The sequence below is a fragment of the Amycolatopsis ruanii genome (genome assembly GCF_003385175.1).
GTDB lineage: Bacteria > Actinomycetota > Actinomycetes > Mycobacteriales > Pseudonocardiaceae > Amycolatopsis_E > Amycolatopsis_E thermalba.
The window spans coordinates 1-15464 of the sequence record NZ_PQHY01000027.1 but is presented as its reverse complement, the minus strand read 5'-3'; the positions used below and the strand labels follow the sequence as shown (position 1 = coordinate 15464).

Sequence of the window (15464 nt, the reverse complement as noted above, 5' to 3'; positions counted from 1 at the left end):
CGTGCCGAAGAAGGACTACTACGACGACCCCGACGCCCCGGCCGCCAACAGCATCGTGCCCGCGGTCGCCGCTGTGGTGCGTAACGAGGCCGGCGACATCCTGATGATCGAGCGCACCGACAACGGTCTGTGGGCGCTCCCCGGCGGAGCCCAGGACCTCGGCGAATCGGTGGTGGACGCCGTGCGGCGCGAGGTCGAGGAGGAAACCGGGCTGACGGTCGAGGTGACCGGGATCAGCGGCATCTACTCCGACCCCAAGCACGTGATCGCCTACGACGACGGCGAGGTCCGGCAGGAGTTCTCGATCTGCTTCCACGCCCGCCCGCTCGCAGGGTCGCTGCGGCCCAGCTCGGAGTCACGGCAGGTGCACTGGGTCGCGCCGGAGCGCCTGGACGAGCTGGACATCCACCCCTCGATGCGGCTGCGCATCGATCACGCGATCAAGAACCCGCAGGACGTCCATTTGGGTTAGCCGCCGAGACGGCGGAAAGACGGCCCTTCGTGCGCTCGACGGCTGCCAGCAGCTCAGGAGTGGCACCGGTGATGAACCGAGTCACGAGATGGTCAGGGCCGTAGCGCCGCTTGATCTCCGCAATGCGGTCTTCGGCGTCGACGGTCTCGCCATCGGGCGAGGTGGTGAGGTCGCAGTACCAAAGTGCGTCGCGGATCGAGCCGCGTTCGTCGTGGAAGTCGGCCAGCTCGTCAGTCAGCCCCCGCAGTTCGGCTTCATAGACGGCGTAGGAGTGATGTGCGACGAGGTGCACAAGCCGTTCGGGGGCATCGACCTTGGCCAGGTAGGTAGCGCCGTCGATGGGGTGAAAGCCAGTGTCAACCAGGTCAGGGGCATACCCGATGTCGTGAAGGACGGCCGCGGCTTCCAGCAGTTCAGCGTCCGATCCGGCAATCGACGCGAGGGTGCGCGCCTGCCGGGCTACGCCCTGGACGTGGGCCCATCGTCGAGGCAGCGCGTCACGCAGCTTCGCCTCGGAGAGGTCATATGCCCACGAGATCAGCGACATCCGCCCACCGTAACGTCAAGATTCAGCGGACGCACGAGGCCCGCGAACGAAGGTGCCCTTGGAGCGGACAGTCACGACCAAGCCCAGGTCCCTCAGGATGCTGGTCGCGTGGCGGGCGGTGCCCAGCGAGACGCCGTACTCGGCGGCCAGCCGCCGTTCGGCCGGCAACGGCGTGTTGGGCTTCAGTCGGCCCGCAGCGATGAGCCTGGCCAGATGATCGGCCAGCTGCTCGTAGATGTACTTGTCCGGGTTGCTGCCCGGATCAAAGACGATGCGTTGGTCGACGGCTTGGCTGCCATCGAGGTCATCGCTCATGCTCCCTCCTGCCTGTCGGCGATACAGGTCGCGCCCCGCCGCGTGGCAGTGCCGCACGTAGCAGCGGGGCACGAGCGCCAGGATATCCGATTTTGGGATATCCGTGGGCTCTCCGGTCGCCTTGACAGGTGGAGAAGTCGATCTACTCGGCCGAGTACCAGCAACTCTGCCGCCTCCTGCGCGAACTACGGCAGGAAGCCGGCCTCACACAGGTGCAGCTAGCAGAGCGCCTAGGGGTACCGCAGTCGTTTGTGAGCAAGTATGAAACCGGCGAACGACGGTTAGATGTAGTCGAGTTGCGACACATTGTGGAATCTATCGGGGCTTCTTTTGCAGACTTTGTCAGCAAAATCGACTCCCACCTGAGGCCATGAACAAGACGCACAACTGATTGAGAGGGCAGGCACGTTCGCGTTCACCCGCGCTACTTGTCACGGCAGGCGGGTGAATAAAACCGCCATACACGTCGAACAAAGCTCTCCAGCCGCTCACACGATCCGACGAGCGAGCCTACTTCGAGGTCTACTTAATATTTCGCGCGAAATTCAGGAAAATTTAGGAAGATCCAACGGTTGATCGCTTCGATAATTGCAGGGTGATGGCGAGTCGCATTTCTATTCATACTTGGCGCATTGCCAAACCCTTCAATAAACGGACCATCGTAGGTACGTCCAAATATACGGTTTCTCCTGTCACCACCCGAATCAAGGTACGCATTCGCCTCCTCAAGCGTGCGGCCAGCTGCCAAGAATAGTCCGGTAACAAAGGTCGCAACAAAGCGGCCCGCTAGCTTACTAGGCGCGTTCTGTTCAATCTTCCCGAGGACCCTGGCACAGGTGCTCCTTATTAGCTCGGGATCTTGCTCAGCGAACCCCGCGCACATAATGCAGCTCCACACTAGTTCAGCCACTTCTGGGACCAAAAGCTTTTCAAACCGACTAGGGTCATCCTGGGCAAAAACCCATGAGGTTGCCGCCTCCAGAGACGCCAGCGGCCAGACTTCAAGATAGCCTACCGAGATCATGCGCAGCTGGATACAGAGCAAGACAGCCAAAGCATCTCGCAGCGGATGTCGATTTCGCTCCGAATCGAGCTCGGCATAATCAGAGATAATCCCATTGATCCATTCTATTACTACCTCTGCAAAATCTGCCGTATTTTCCTCCGTTAGACGCACTTCGGTCCAAAGAACGTCTTGCAACCCCTTGAAGCCAATTCCAATACCAGGAAGGATCAATTCCGTGGGGTCGTTGAAAGAAATGCGAACTAGCGGATGAACAGCGATAAGAGGGTGCACACCCTCAAAAAATGCTTGCAGAAGCTCTTGTCGTGCATACTTGTTCCCCACTCGAACAGTCGGCGCAAGCGCTCCCACAAGCTGTTCAGTCGCCGCCAAAGAGATATGCGGGCGTCCAGTCTCTAGCGCCTTAACGATCAATGATCCGAGCATGTCAATGCAATCTTGCGCGTCGGAAATAGCGCCAACCTGAAGGTATCTGTGCACCAGTTTGCCGATGTTGCTGCACGCAGCCGCAGGAATCAACGATTCGTCATTATTCCACATCATCTCAATTATTTGCTCATAGGTGCGGACTATCAGGCTCCTCACGGCGGAGTACTGCCGAGACCGCGTGTTAGAAGTGGCAACGTCGACCAATTTCTCTAGGCAGTGTCTCGCAGCCTGATCGAAGTCCGCCCCTCGATCATTCGCGACACGAGCGAGATCCTTATGCGCTTGTAGTACAACCTGAATCGGTCCGTTCTGGCCTCCGACTTTTCCGTCGCAGTCATCGACATAAGCTCGAAAGAGCTTGACCATTTCACTAGCGAATGCGGCAGAAAGCGACGGCTTGTGCTCAGTGAACCCAGCCCGCATCCCGGCTTCCAGATGTCTGAGTGATCCTGCCAGCCACCTCAGAACTGCCTCTTGCGAAAGAAGATCGATGTTCTCATCGCTCTGATCTTCGAGCTTTAGCCAGGCTCGAGCATTCCTGCGATGAACTTTCCTTCCCGTCCAGAAGGCCTTAGAAATGAAGGTCGCTTGCCGTTCCGCAATGGCCAGGTAATCGGCCGACTTAAGCAAGATCCTTGCGTACAACCAAACAAGCGAAAACCCGCCCGCAGTGATCAGACCAGCGCCAATCGCAACTTGAGGTTCAGGGCGAATACTGCTTAGACAGAACAGTCCTGCAGAAATAAGTACCAGAAGTAAGCAGACAAGCCAAGGCCCGCGTCGCCGCATGGTATCCGCCGTGTAGCCCGGAGCAATTGACGCAGACCGCTCTTGAGGGATTGCCATGGCTGCAAAAACCAAGCTACTGAATACATTTGCAGCACCAATAGTCGCAACGATCTCGCCGACATCGTCCACACCATCTGCTACCCACGGATAGCTGATAACGAATACCGCAACACCAGCACACGTAAGCACAATGGCGAAGGTGGCGAACGCGATCTCCATCATCGAAGCGGACGCCTGCATTATTAATCTATTGAAAGCCAGTCGAATTTTCGGCTTCCGCTTACGTATCAGTCTCCGGAGTGCTGCTTGATGAGCTATGCTTCCCAAATCGCGGAACATACTTTCTGCGAGTGGGTCCCAACCGTCGAGATTCGACTCATCTCCGCCGTGTTTTGATGGCAATTCTGCTCATTTCCGAGTAGCGCGACCTTGTGAGAACTTTCTTTACGTCTTCAAGCCGCCCTGGCGGGCGGGCGCGCGGGCCGAACTGGCGCGCGGCCGCGCTGGGCCGCTCCGCTCTGCACGGCCGCGCTGAACGCCGTCGGCCGGCGCGCGCACGCCACGGGGGCGCAGAACACGTGAGGAAGTACCCAGCGTCGGCGGCTGGCGGAGGATGCACCTTCCCCGCGATCGCCGCATGGTCAAAGCCGGGCCGGGCGCTGTCAACCCCGCTTCGCGCCGATCACGCCCGCGGTGGTCGGCTTGAGCACGCACAGTCACGGGACGTACGTCGCTTGTCGGGCGTGATCGGTTACAGGGTTGACAGCACCCGTCCCGGCTGTGGGCGGCTGTGGATCGCGGGGAAGGTGCTGCGTGGTCGGTGCCCGGCGTCGGGTTGGCGGCCGCAGCCCGCTCGGGTGCCCGTTAACTGCCGCTAATGAGCCGTGGACAGCCGGATCGGATCCAGTCCGACCAAGAGTCCCATCCGGAGAAGTGCCAGGTCAGCGGCATCAACCAGGAGCAACCAGCACCACCGGGATCAGTCGATCCAAGATCAGCGGGTTCGGGGTTCGAGTCCCTGATGGCGCACAGTCACCCCAGGTCCTAGGGCCTGGGGTTTTCTGCTTTTCTGGATCGGGCGCGCCTTCGGGTGGTGACCGCAGCCGGCTCCGTTCTCACTGTCGTGCCGACAGGCTGCGGGGCGATCTGACAGCTGGTCCGGCGGTGCCGCCCCGCTGCGGCGGTCGTACGCCACCGTCCTGCCCGACCGTCGCTCTGCCGGACAGCCTGTCCCAGCCCAACGTCGGCGAGTTGGCGTGCCAGCGGCTCATCGCCCGCATCCCCTCGGCGCAGGGGGCTCGCCGAGGTCGGCGCGTTCGCGCGGTGGTCCGGGCTCCTCACTCGATGACGCGCAACGGGTGTTCGAGCAGGCCGGTGAGCGTGGCCAGGAACTGAGCGGCGAGCGCGCCGTCGATGATGCGGTGATCGGCGGTGATCGTGTACCGCATGCGCCACGGCTCACCGAGTGCGGCGCCGAACGCGAGGATGGCGCCCTGGCGCGGGTTGATGATGGCGGGGAACTGGTCGACCCCGAACATGCCGAGGCTGCTGACCGTGACCGTGACCGGGGACCGGTCGGCGACGCGGACCACCGGCACCACCAGGCCGCTCGGCGACGACACCGCGATCCCGACGTGGATTCCCTCGTGCAGCACGGTTTCGCCGCGGCCCTCCGGGGAGTACGAGGCGTCGATCCCCGGGTGCGCCCGCAGTGGGGCACGGTGGCGCTGTCGGCAAGACGGGTCGCCACGGCGTGGCGGACGGCGTCGGCGTCGGCGACGGGTTCGGCGGGAGCGGTAGCGGTCTTCGATGTCGGACCGCACGATGCGTCCCCGCGGTCCGCTGCCGGTGATCCCGGCGAGGTCGATCCCGTGTTCGCGGGCGAGCCGCCGCACGAGGGGCGTGGCCGCCAGGCGGCTGTTTCCCGCGCGACGCGGCCGGTGCTGCGGGGCACCGGTGCCGGTGTGTCGCGTGTGGTCGGTGGCTGGTCGCCGCTGCCGTCGTCGAGGCGGGCGATCGGGGCACCGATGGGCACCGCGCTGCCTGCGGGCACGAGGACCGCGCAAGCGACCGTGGCGAACCTGCGGGGTAGCCGCGGGCTTCGGCCCACCGGATCCCGCTCTGCGGAACCTGGTGGCCGAACTCAGCGAAGGCAACGCGCACTTCCGCGCCTTGTGGAGGCCCGCCAGGTGAGCGGCAAGTCCCGCGAACCCAAACACCTCGTGCACCGCCACGCGGTGCCGCGCCCACGCGAGCCGACCGCACGCCCACCCAGGCGCAGCGCGACCGGTTCGCGCGCTGACCCTCCCCCTTCCCCTCCGGTTCCGGCTGCCGCGGATCAGCTCGCGTCGGAGCGGGCGTAGGCCTTGCATTCGCCGAGTGGCGCGCCGCCGCCGTCCAGCAGGCAGACCGAGACGATGGCGGCGCCGCCGGCGACGTCGGCGGTGAGGTCGATCTGGAAGGGTTTGATCTGGTCTCCGCACTGGGCGCTGGTGCTGCGCTCGTCCAGTTGGGCAAGGTCAGCGGTGTAGGCGACCGCGTAAGCCCTGCGACAGCCGCTGCTGCTCAGCGATCGCAAGTTGCCGTCGAGCCGCACGGCCCGTGCGTACCAGGTCATGGTGCCGGCGGCGTAGGTGGCGCCGTAGGAGACGTTGAACGGGTTGGTGGGGTAGGTCGCGGCGGTCGCCTGCGGCGTGGCCAGCGCCAGCCCGGCCAGGGCGACCGCGCACAGGGCAGCCTTCGTTCGTGTCGGCATGGGTGGGTCCTTCCCCAGTGGTGGCCCGCCCGGGTGGCGAGACTCGGTTGCAGCGTGGGCGCCCGGCGAGGATTGGGCACGAGAATCGACCATCTTCACCCGACCGGCCTAGGGAGTGTCCGGTAAGTCTTCGGGGCGAGAGGACGATGGCGGCGGTGGTGAGTTCGGTCTGGTGGCAGGCGGCGGGTGTGGCATCGCGGGTGGCCAGGCCGGGGAACTGTTTGAGCCGGTTGAAGCAGTGTTCGACCACGTTTCGCTGCCGGTAGGCCTCGGCATCGGAAGCAGGAGGACGCCCGCCGCCATCCAGCAGCGGCAGCAGTGGCGGGTTGTCGCCGGCCTGGCCGCCGGTAAGCAGCATCCGCATCGGCAACCCGCACCCATCGACCCGCACGATGGATCTTCGTGCTCAGTCCGCCCCGGGACCGGCCGCCAGATGCCATCCGCGGTCCGCAACCGCAACGGTTCATGCGCGGGCGGTCTTCCAAAGACCGTAACTCAGGCAGGTCACGCCATGGCGCCCCGATCCGTCAACTCACCCCGACCCACCACCACCCAAGATCAGCCATGCCTACAGGTAGATCAATTACCGAGACTCCCTAGGCGCGCTGCGCGGCGGCAGCCCCGGACCGCCGGCTGGTGGGGCTCGACCAGGTCCTGGCGGCCCGAACGGCCGGGAGCGGATCGGCCGGTCAGGGCCTGCTGATGGTGCTCGCCCTCCCGGCCGCCATCGCGAGCGCGGCCGACAGGCTCGGTCAGCCGATCTGTGGTGCCAGGTATTCCAGCGCATAACCGTCGCCGGAAGGGGTTACGCGCGCGATGCCCGGTGAGTCGAGGTGGGCGCCGGCTACGAAGTGGTCTGGTTGGGTCAGTCGTTCGAGGAGCGCCGCCCGCGCGGCGCGGGCCTGGGACTGGTCGCCGTCGAGCTCCCAGGACACGTTCGGCTGCTCGAATTGGAGCGTGGGCACGTGCACGGTGTCGCCCCAGGCGAGCAGGTGGCCGGCGTCGCTCCTGACCTCGTAGACGGTGTGCCCGGGCGTGTGGCCCGGTGTCGGGATCGCGGTGGTCCAGTCGTTGATCGCGACCTGCTCCGACACGGGCACGACCCGGTCGCGGATCGGCGCGAGCCGTCCCGTGAACACCGAGGTGTCGCCCGCGCCGATCCACACGCGCTCGAGTCCGGGGAACGCCTCTGCACCATCCGGCGCGATCAGGCCGCTCACGTGGTCTTCGTGCCTATGGGTGATGGCGACATCGGTGACATCCGCGCGGTCGATTCCCGCTTCGTCGAGCGCGTCGTAGATCAACCCCATCGTGGGGTCGTGCCAGACGTTGGACGCGCCGGTGTCGATGAGAACCGATCGCGTGCCGTCGGTGACGTAAAAAGCGTTGACCGACAGCCGCAAGTTGTCGCCGGCCAGCGGGACGGCGGCCGGCAGCTCATCGAGCGCGCACCCGTCCTCGTCGCGGAGCCGGGTCGGCGGCATGTCGATGTACCCGTCCCGCAACGAGATCACCTGCAGATCACCGAAATCAAAGGTGGCGTGGTGGCGGCCACTCGAGATCAAACGCATGAAACCCCCATGTCTCCAATAGAAGAATCTGTCTTCTTTAGAAGAGACCCTACACTGTCCGCAGCGAAGTAGCCATGGATCGAGGAGCACGGTGGTCGAGCAAGACGGAAACGCGGCCGGACCACAGCACGGTGACGACCTGGCCGGCGCGTTCGGCGGCAACGTGCGGCGGCTCCGCGAGGAGGCGGGCCTGACGCTGGAGCAGCTGTCCGCGCAGTCATCGGTCAGCCGGGCGATGCTGTCCAAGGTCGAACGCGGTGAGAAGAGCCCGACGATCGGCGTCGCGTCGAGGATCGCCCACGCGCTCGACGCGTCGCTCTCGGACCTGGTCGGTGCGCCGGCTGCCGCCTCGTCCGGCGTGGCCGTCGTCATGCGCAAGAACGAACGCCCCGTGTTCCGTGACCCGGAAACCGGCTTCGAGCGGCACATGGTGTCAGCGGCCCCGGGCGCGGGAGGAGCCGAGATGATCGTCCACCACCTCCCCGCGCAGGTCTCCACCGGGCTGCTGCCCGCGTATCCGCCGGGCACGGAGAAACAACTCGTGGTGCTCGACGGCACCCTCACGGTCGCGATCGGCGGGATCAGCGAGACCCTGCACAGCGGCGACTCCCTGTTCTTCCAGGCCGACGCGGACCACGGGTTCGCCAACCGGACGGACGCTCCCTGCGAATACCTCATGGTCATCACGCGCCGGAGCTGATCGAGATTCCCGGGCGGGCCCGCCTGTCACAGCGGTATCGTGCGGCTGCGGCGGGCCCGGGAGTCCACATCGGACCGTGGCAATCAGCCGCCGAGGTCGGCCGCCAGTCCGTTCAGGATCAGTGCCACGTCCTGGTCCCACAGCCGTCCCAGGCACTCGGCCGGGATCGTCTGGTGCAGCTCGTCCTGTTGCGCCAGTTGCCAGCACAGCGCGCGGACCGCCCGTCGCGCCACCTCCGGCGCCCGCGACCGGATTCCGGCTTCCTCCAGCGCCACGACCAGCGGCACCCCGATCGCCGGCGGCGGGCCGTTCCGCGCGGTCTGCAGCGCGATTTCGCAGGCCACCCCGGGATACCGGCCCAGCACCGAGTGGATTTCCCGGGCCAGATCGGCCAGGCAGCACCGCCAGCCGCGACCGCCGGGCGGGACCAGCACCAGCCCGGCGATCCGTTCGACCACGGCGGCCGTGATCGCGCCGCGAGCGCCCACGTGGTGGTAGACCACCGCCGGGTACACGCCCAGGCGGTCGGCCAGCTCGCGCATCCGCCAGCCACGCAGGCCCTTGTCCGCGGTCAGCGCCACCGCCTCGTCGAGCACCAGCTCCGGGGTGATCCCCGCCCGGTGCAGCGAGACCCGCTGCCTGTTCATCCGCGCGTTCCCGGCCAGTGTCATCGCACCGCGGCCGTGATCCCCTGGCCCGGCGCGAGGATCAACGCCGGATCGAACAGCCGCTTGGCCCGCACCACGTCCTCCCAGTCGTCGCCGTAGTGGCGCTGCCAGTCCGCGGCCGTGAAACCGTGCGTGCCGATCGGGTAGACCACGCCGCCGGCCGCGGTCGCGTCCGCGATCCACTCCCGGTTGCGCACCAGCATCGCCTCCGCGTAGCCGGCGTCCGCGTCGTGCTCGGCGGCGTTGAGCACGTCGAACAGCCACACCAGCCCGTCCGGCTCGGGCCGCGGCAACCGCAGCCGGGGCCGCCGGAACGCGCTCGCCCGGTGCGGGAACAGCAACACGAAACCCTCGCCGTGCGGTGCGGACCAGTCCAGCGGGGTCATGCGGTCGAGGGTGGCGCCGACGAACTCCCGGACCCGCGAACCGGGCAGGAACACGTCGAACCACGGCTTCCGCCGCTCGTCCCAGCCGGCCTGCCGCCACTGGTCGATGATCGCCGAATACTTCAGCACGTGGTCCAGGTAGCCGGACACCTCGTGCTGCACCGGACCGGCCCAGCCCAGCCGGCCGGGCACGTCCGGCGGCGGCGCGCCGTCCGCGTACTCGTACCAGGCCGCGTGCACCAGGAACGTCGGCCCCGGCGGCACGATCATGCAGTAGACCTCGGTCGCCAGCCCGCCGGAGATCAACGCGCGCATCGCGGCGAACGCCCCGTCGATGCCGGGATGCGGCAGCACCCAGGAGTGCACCCACGCGGGCATCGGCGCCACCACCAGCTCGGCGCGGGTGATGATCCCGGCCTGCCCGAGCCCGCCGAGCGCCGCCGCGAACAGCTTCCGGTTCTCCGCCTCCGACGCCCACACGACCTCGCCCCGGCCGGTGACGACCTGGATCCGCTCGACGAAGTCGATCTGCGCCCCGGCCTCGAAGTTCGGGCTGATCCCGCCCGCGCTGAGGGTGCCGCCGACGGACAGCGGCACGTACCCGGTCAGCCCGCCCGCGAAGCGCAGCCCCGATCCGGCGAGCGTGGCCGCCAGATCCGACCACAGCACCCCGGCGTCGGAGTCGGCGCGGTCCCCGTCGGCCCGGTGGATCGTGTTCAGGCTGGTCATGTCGATGACCAGACCGTCCGGCGCGAGTGCCTGCCCGTTGGTCTGGTGGCGGGTGCCCTGGGCGGCGACCGGGATGGCGTGGTCGTGGCAGAGCCGGACCATCTTGGCGATGTCGTCCACCTCGGCCGGCCGCAGCACCGCGCTGGGCCGTCGGGTCACGAGCCGGCCCAGGTCACGGGAGGCGGCCTCGCGCGCGGCGGCCACGACGAGCAGGTCACCGGCCAGCGGAGGCGCCGGGACCGCGGCCCCGGACGGGCGGGTGGTCCACTCGCGGCCGCCGGGGTCCCAGCCGATGGCTGTGTGGGTCATCGGTCTTCCTCTCGCGTCGTCCGGAACTCCACCGTGGCGCGGCGGCGGCTCCGGCACATCCGGGCGTTCCACAAACCTGGCCCGGCCTCACGTACGTGAGGCCACGAGGGGTGACAGCGACCGCGGGCGTCCCTTACAGTTCACCGCGACCGGTTGAACGGCGTTTAACCTTGTGGGGCGGCGGTGATCAGGCGAGCGGAGCTGGCGAGCGCTGGGCTGACCAGTCTGGTCGGGCGGGACGAGCTGCTGCGCTCGCTCGCCGGGCTGCTGCGGGACGACGTCCGCCTGATCACGCTGACCGGCCCGGCCGGGGTGGGCAAGACCCGGCTGGCCGTGACGCTGGCCCAGCGCACCGGCAGCGCGTTCGACGTCACCGCCGTGGTCCACCTGGCCGACCTCAATCCCGCCAGCAACGCGGCGGAGGCGGTCGCGCAGTCGATCGTCACGGCGCTGGGCATCACCGACCACCACTCGCAGCGGCCGGCGCTGCAGGTGCTCGTCGAGCGGTTGCACGAGCAGCGGGCCCTGCTGGTGGTGGACAACGCCGAGCACCTGCTCGACGCGGTCGCCGACGTGGTGGTCACGCTGCTGGACGAGGTCCCGGGCCTCAGCGTGGTGGCCACCTCGCGGCACCGGCTGGAACTGGTCGGCGAACGGATCATCACCGTGCCCCCGGTGAGCATCCCCGAGGTCCACGCCTCCCCGGAACGGGCGCACACCAGCGAGGCCGTGGTGCTGCTGCTGGAGCGCGCCACCGCCGCCGGCTACCCCGCCATCCCGCACGACGGGCCGGTCTTCGCCGCGGTGGTCGAGCTCGCGCGCTGGTCCGGCGGCCTGCCGCTGGTCATCGAACTCATCGCCGCGCAGATGGGCTCCGGCCTGTCCCCGGACAAGATCCTGCAGCGGCTCGACGGCGGCAGGCTGCTGACCGCGACCGCCCGCCGCACGCAACCGCACCACCGCACCCTCACCCAGGCCCTGGACGTGTCGTGGGCGCTGTGCAGTCCCGCGCAGCAACGGCTGTGGGCCCGGCTGGCGGTGTTCTCCGGCGGGTTCGACCTGGAGGCGGCCGAGGAAGTCTGCGGCGGCGACGACGCGGTCGGCACCGGTGAGGTGATGACGCTGGTCAAGGGCCTGGTGCGGCAGTCGATCGTGCTGATGAGCCCGGACGGGCGCTACACGCAGCTGCAGCCGTTGCGCGAGTACGGGTTGCGTCACCTGGACGCGCTCGGGGAGACCCGGCGGGTGCGCGACGCGCACTGCGGGTGGGTGCGGCGGCTCGTGGCGGACGCGGCCGCGCAGTGGTTCGGGCCGCAGGAGCTGGAGTGGCTGGCCAGGGTCTACCGCGAGATGCCCAACATCCGCGCCGCGGTCGACTGGTGCGCCGGCTCCGGCGAGGTGGAGACCGGGCTGGCGATCGTGACCGACGTGATGCGCACGCGGATCCCGTTCTTCTACGCGCAGCAGGCCACGACGTGCGCCTGGATCGAAAACCTGCTGCGCGCCGGGCCCGGTGAACCGAGCATGGTCCGGGTCGCCGCGCTGGCCTCGCTCGGGTTCACGCTGACCGCGATCGGCGACCGGTCCCGCGGCGAGCACTACCGTGACGCGTGCCTGGCGATGGCCCGGGAACTCGGCGCCGAGGACGCGCCACCGGTGCTCTACGTCGAGGGCACCTACCGGGTGCTCAGCCTGGGCGACACCGCGGGCCTGCCGCTGCTGCGGCGGGCCCGCGACGGGTTCCGCGCGGCCGGCATGGCCGGGGACGGGCAGATGGCGGCGCTGATCCTGTCGGTGGCGGCGGGACTGCTCGGGCCGTCCGAGATCGCCGACGCCGCCTCCGACGAATGCCTGGCCGACGCCGAAGCGCACGAGTCGCCGTGGGCGGCCAGCTGGGCACTGTGGACACAAGGGCTCCCGGCGCGCACGCACCCCCGGTACGTGCTGCACGAGTGCCTGCGCCCGCAGGTCGAGATGGGCGATCGGTGGGGTTCGACGTGGACCGTCGAGGCCGGGGCGTGGTGGCGGTCGCGGGCCGGGCAGCCCCGGGAGGCCGCCCGGTTGCTCGGCGGTTGTCTCGGCCTGCAGCAGCGCCACGGCGTCGGGCTCGGCGGGCTGGTGCCGTTCCGGCGGCAACGGCGTCTGGCCGAGGAGCGGATCGTGGCCGCGATCGGGGAGGCCACCTTCCGCGCCGCCTACGCCGAAGGCACCCAGCTCAGCACCGAGGAGGTCTACGACCTCGCGTTGCGGCCGGTGGAGGTGAACACCGTCGACGTCCGTCCGGACGTGACGCTGCGGGCGCTCACCGCGGCCGAGACCAGGGTCGCCGCGCTCGTCGCGGATGGGCTCAGCAATCCGCAGATCGCCGCCGAGCTGGCCGTCTCGCGGCGGACCGTCGAGACGCACCTGACGAAGATCTTCGCCAAGCTGCGCATGAACCGGCGGGCGCAGCTGGCCACCTGGTACACCCAGCAGACCGCCGCGCCCGCTAGACGGGCCACGTGACGGGAAGCGCTTTCACCCCGCGGATGACGCCGTAGGTGCGTTCGGCCACGAAGCCCTCCGGCAGCGCGAAGTCCGGGATCGCCGCGAGGAACTCCTCGCAGATGACCCGCAGTTCGACGCGGGCGACGTGCAGGCCGAGGCAGCGGTGCGCGCCCGCGCCCCAGCCGAGGTGCGGCCGGCGCGGGCGGCCCAGCCGGAACTCGTCGCCGTCCGGGAAGTGGTCCTCGTCGCGGTTGCCCGAGCCCCAGGTCAGCAGCATCCGGTCACCGGGGCGGAGCGGGACGCCGGCCAGTTCCGTCTCGCGCACCACCGTGCGGCCGGTCGCCGCGACGGCGGACTCGTGCCGCACGCTTTCCTCGACCAGCTGCGGGATCAACCCGGGATCGGCGGCCACGCGCCGCCGCAGATCCGGCCGCTCGGCGAGTTCCAGCAGAATGCTGGCCAGCTGGTCGGTGGTGGTCAGGTTGCCGGCGGCGATGAGCAGGAACGTGAACTTGAGCAGTTCGTGGTCGCTCGCGAGCCTGCCGTTGATCTCGCTGTTGACCACCGAGGTGAGCACGTCGGACCCGGTCTTCCCGCGGCGGGACCGGATGTGGGCCAGCAGGAACTCGGTGTACTCGCGGCCGATCGCCTCCGCCGTGCGCGGGTTGTCGGCCGCGGCCAGGCCGTGCACGAGCGCGGCCAGCGTCGGGCGCTGTTCCTCCGGCAGGCCCAGCAGGGACGCGATCACCAGCGGCGGGATCTTCGCGCACAGCTCCGGCACCAGGTCCGCCTGCCCGCGTGGAGCCAGCCCGGCCACGACTTCCCGGGACACGCGGCGGATGTAGTCCTCGTGGGCCGCCGCGGCGGGCGGGGTGAAGAACGGCTGCAGGTGCCGTCGCCAGCCGGCGTGCTCGTGCAGGTCCTGCTCGAACAGCGGCGCGATCACCTCGCCGGTCTCCGGCGCCACGACGACCGCGCCGACCTCCGCGGCGGAGGAGAAGGTGTCCCCGTGCTTGGCGACGTGCCGGAGGTCGTCGAACCGGGTGACCACGAACATGCCGCCGTGCGCCTCGCTGTGCGCCACCGGGCAGGACTTCCGGAACTGCGCCAGGGTTTCGTGGATGGTCGCGGCCTGGGCGGGGTCGAGGTGGTCGAAGGTGCGGGCCCGCTCCCGCACCGGATCGGCGACGGCCGGGTCACTGATCTGGCTCACGTCGGTCAACAATCCACACTCGCCCAGCTCGGGGCAAGGAAAAGCCTCCGTCCGGCCTAGTGTGATCCACCACTGGGCACGCAGCGTGACTGGTATTACTATACCGGAGGTGTGCTAGGGTGGCGGTATAATAATACCGAACACCGTGACGTGAGGTTTTTCGTGATCGAACTGAAGACGCCCGCCGAGATCGACCGCATGCACGTGGCCGGGCGGTTCGTCGCCGAGGTGCTCACCGAGATCGGCCGGCTCGCCGATGTGGGTGTCAACCTCCTGGACCTGGAGCACCACGCGCGCGGCATGATCAAGCGGCGCGGGGCGGAGTCGTGCTACTGGGACTACGCGCCGTCCTTCGGCAAGGGCCCGTTCCGCAACGTGATCTGCCTGTCGGTCAACGACGCCGTCCTGCACGGCCTGCCCCACGACTACACGCTGCGTGACGGGGACGTGCTCACCGCGGACCTCGCGGTCGGCATCGACGGCTGGGTGGCCGACTCGGCGCGCACCATCGTCGTGGGGACCGCCGCCGAGGAGGACCTGCGGCTCATCCGGGCCACCGAGGAAGCACTGGAGGCGGCCATCGAGGCGGCCCGCCCGGGCAACCGCCTCGGCGACATCTCGGCGGCGATCTGGGCGGTGGCCTCCGGCTACGGCTACCCGGTCAACACCGAGTTCGGCGGTCACGGCATCGGCCGCACCATGCACGAGGACCTGCACGTGCCCAACAAGGGCCGGGCCGGCCGCGGCCTGAAGCTTCAGCCGGGCCTCACCCTCGCGCTCGAACCGTGGTTCGCCCGCACCACCGATCGGATCGTGTACGACCCGGACGGCTGGACGATCCGCTCGGCCGACGGCTCCCGCACGGCCCACTCCGAGCACACGGTCGCCATCACCGAGGACGGCCCGCGGGTGCTCACCCGGCGGGAATCGGAAGGCGGCTAGCTGTACTTGGCCGTTAGGTTGGTGGCAGTCGGCTGGTGGGTGGGTGGCCGCCGAGTGCGTTGTGGCGGCGTTGAGTGTTGTAGTGCTCGAGCCAGGGCGCAAGCGCGGCGGCTCGTTCGGTGTTGCTG

At 68.4% G+C, this 15464-nt stretch carries 15 protein-coding genes and 2 pseudogenes; 5 read left to right on the top strand and 12 right to left on the bottom strand.

Going from position 1 to position 15464, the window contains the following annotated elements; all coding sequences use genetic code 11:
* Position 1 precedes the first annotated feature (1 nt).
* Positions 2 to 472 (top strand): NUDIX hydrolase, encoded by a 471-nt coding sequence (locus tag D0D28_RS16815; protein ID WP_094004790.1) that lies wholly within the window; start codon positions 2 to 4, stop codon positions 470 to 472.
* Here the strand turns inward: D0D28_RS16815 and D0D28_RS16810 are convergent.
* Together D0D28_RS16810 and D0D28_RS16805 are read right to left on the bottom strand one after the other, a co-directional pair.
* On the bottom strand, positions 441 to 1019 hold the full coding sequence (locus D0D28_RS16810) for an HD domain-containing protein (RefSeq protein WP_094004789.1): 579 nt from the start codon (positions 1017 to 1019) through the stop codon (positions 441 to 443). The two genes, D0D28_RS16815 and D0D28_RS16810, sit on opposite strands and share 32 nt — an antisense overlap.
* 15 nt (positions 1020 to 1034) lie before the next feature.
* Positions 1035 to 1334 carry a winged helix-turn-helix domain-containing protein gene (locus tag D0D28_RS16805; RefSeq protein WP_233157174.1) on the bottom strand — a complete coding sequence of 100 codons (300 nt, stop codon included), beginning with the start codon at positions 1332 to 1334 and terminating at the stop codon, positions 1035 to 1037.
* A 128-nt stretch (positions 1335 to 1462) separates the two neighbouring features.
* On the opposite strand from D0D28_RS16805, the gene D0D28_RS16800 reads away from it, so the two are divergent.
* Positions 1463 to 1708, top strand: a complete 246-nt coding sequence (locus D0D28_RS16800) for a helix-turn-helix domain-containing protein (RefSeq protein ID WP_116111230.1) — start codon at positions 1463 to 1465, stop codon at positions 1706 to 1708.
* Between the two features lie 152 nt (positions 1709 to 1860).
* Here D0D28_RS16800 and D0D28_RS35710 read toward each other — a convergent pair whose 3' ends face one another.
* From D0D28_RS35710 to D0D28_RS16775, 6 genes and pseudogenes are all read right to left on the bottom strand, one after another.
* Positions 1861 to 3798, bottom strand: coding sequence for a hypothetical protein (locus D0D28_RS35710; RefSeq protein WP_162831105.1), 1938 nt, complete (start codon positions 3796 to 3798; stop codon positions 1861 to 1863).
* 1115 nt (positions 3799 to 4913) lie between these two features.
* Positions 4914 to 5231: a 2-oxo acid dehydrogenase subunit E2 gene (locus D0D28_RS37660; protein WP_233157320.1), complete on the bottom strand. Its 318-nt coding sequence runs from the start codon at positions 5229 to 5231 to the stop codon at positions 4914 to 4916.
* Positions 5232 to 5429: 198 nt separating this feature from the next.
* Positions 5430 to 5948: pseudogene (locus tag D0D28_RS37655) on the bottom strand (E3 binding domain-containing protein); the annotation flags it as partial.
* A complete protein-coding gene (locus tag D0D28_RS16785) occupies positions 5915 to 6331 on the bottom strand; it encodes a hypothetical protein (RefSeq protein WP_094006146.1) in 417 nt (138 codons plus the stop codon). The pseudogene D0D28_RS37655 and the gene D0D28_RS16785, both read right to left, overlap by 34 nt.
* Before the next feature lie 196 nt (positions 6332 to 6527).
* Positions 6528 to 6759 (bottom strand): annotated as a pseudogene (locus D0D28_RS36815) (hypothetical protein); the annotation flags it as partial.
* Between the two features lie 324 nt (positions 6760 to 7083).
* On the bottom strand, positions 7084 to 7902 hold the full coding sequence (locus D0D28_RS16775; protein ID WP_116111229.1) for an MBL fold metallo-hydrolase: 819 nt from the start codon (positions 7900 to 7902) through the stop codon (positions 7084 to 7086).
* 91 nt (positions 7903 to 7993) lie between these two features.
* Between D0D28_RS16775 and D0D28_RS16770 the strand changes: the two genes are divergently transcribed.
* Complete coding sequence (locus D0D28_RS16770; protein WP_116111228.1) at positions 7994 to 8602, top strand: helix-turn-helix domain-containing protein; 609 nt, start codon at positions 7994 to 7996, stop codon at positions 8600 to 8602.
* Positions 8603 to 8685: 83 nt separating this feature from the next.
* On the opposite strand, the gene D0D28_RS16765 is transcribed toward D0D28_RS16770, so the two are convergent.
* Together D0D28_RS16765 and D0D28_RS16760 are read right to left on the bottom strand one after the other, a co-directional pair.
* Positions 8686 to 9273: a TetR/AcrR family transcriptional regulator gene (locus D0D28_RS16765; RefSeq protein WP_094006143.1), complete on the bottom strand. Its 588-nt coding sequence runs from the start codon at positions 9271 to 9273 to the stop codon at positions 8686 to 8688.
* Positions 9270 to 10694, bottom strand: a complete 1425-nt coding sequence (locus tag D0D28_RS16760) for an FAD-binding protein (RefSeq protein ID WP_116111227.1) — start codon at positions 10692 to 10694, stop codon at positions 9270 to 9272. The genes D0D28_RS16765 and D0D28_RS16760 overlap by 4 nt, the downstream gene beginning before the upstream one ends.
* Before the next feature lie 183 nt (positions 10695 to 10877).
* Between D0D28_RS16760 and D0D28_RS16755 the strand changes: the two genes are divergently transcribed.
* Positions 10878 to 13199: an ATP-binding protein gene (locus D0D28_RS16755; RefSeq protein WP_116111226.1), complete on the top strand. Its 2322-nt coding sequence runs from the start codon at positions 10878 to 10880 to the stop codon at positions 13197 to 13199.
* On the opposite strand, the gene D0D28_RS16750 is transcribed toward D0D28_RS16755, so the two are convergent.
* Positions 13183 to 14394, bottom strand: a complete 1212-nt coding sequence (locus tag D0D28_RS16750) for a cytochrome P450 (protein WP_116111263.1) — start codon at positions 14392 to 14394, stop codon at positions 13183 to 13185. The genes D0D28_RS16755 and D0D28_RS16750 overlap by 17 nt on opposite strands.
* A gap of 162 nt (positions 14395 to 14556) precedes the next feature.
* On the opposite strand from D0D28_RS16750, the gene map reads away from it, so the two are divergent.
* A complete protein-coding gene (gene map, locus D0D28_RS16745) occupies positions 14557 to 15336 on the top strand; it encodes a type I methionyl aminopeptidase (protein WP_116111225.1) in 780 nt (259 codons plus the stop codon).
* A 13-nt stretch (positions 15337 to 15349) separates the two neighbouring features.
* On the opposite strand, the gene D0D28_RS16740 is transcribed toward map, so the two are convergent.
* Positions 15350 to 15464: integrase core domain-containing protein (locus D0D28_RS16740; RefSeq protein ID WP_162831103.1), on the bottom strand; the 115-nt coding region annotated here is incomplete at its 5' end.

Excerpts from the sequence above, each read along its gene's own strand:
- D0D28_RS16810 (WP_094004789.1), bottom strand. The coding sequence starts at position 1,019 with ATGTCGCTGATCTCGTGGGCATATGACCTCTCCGAGGCGAAGCTGCGT.
- D0D28_RS16805 (WP_233157174.1), bottom strand. The coding sequence starts at position 1,334 with ATGAGCGATGACCTCGATGGCAGCCAAGCCGTCGACCAACGCATCGTC.
- D0D28_RS35710 (WP_162831105.1), bottom strand. The coding sequence starts at position 3,798 with ATGATGGAGATCGCGTTCGCCACCTTCGCCATTGTGCTTACGTGTGCT.
- D0D28_RS16785 (WP_094006146.1), bottom strand. The coding sequence starts at position 6,331 with ATGCCGACACGAACGAAGGCTGCCCTGTGCGCGGTCGCCCTGGCCGGG.
- D0D28_RS16775 (WP_116111229.1), bottom strand. The coding sequence starts at position 7,902 with ATGCGTTTGATCTCGAGTGGCCGCCACCACGCCACCTTTGATTTCGGT.
- D0D28_RS16765 (WP_094006143.1), bottom strand. The coding sequence starts at position 9,273 with ATGACACTGGCCGGGAACGCGCGGATGAACAGGCAGCGGGTCTCGCTG.
- D0D28_RS16760 (WP_116111227.1), bottom strand. The coding sequence starts at position 10,694 with ATGACCCACACAGCCATCGGCTGGGACCCCGGCGGCCGCGAGTGGACC.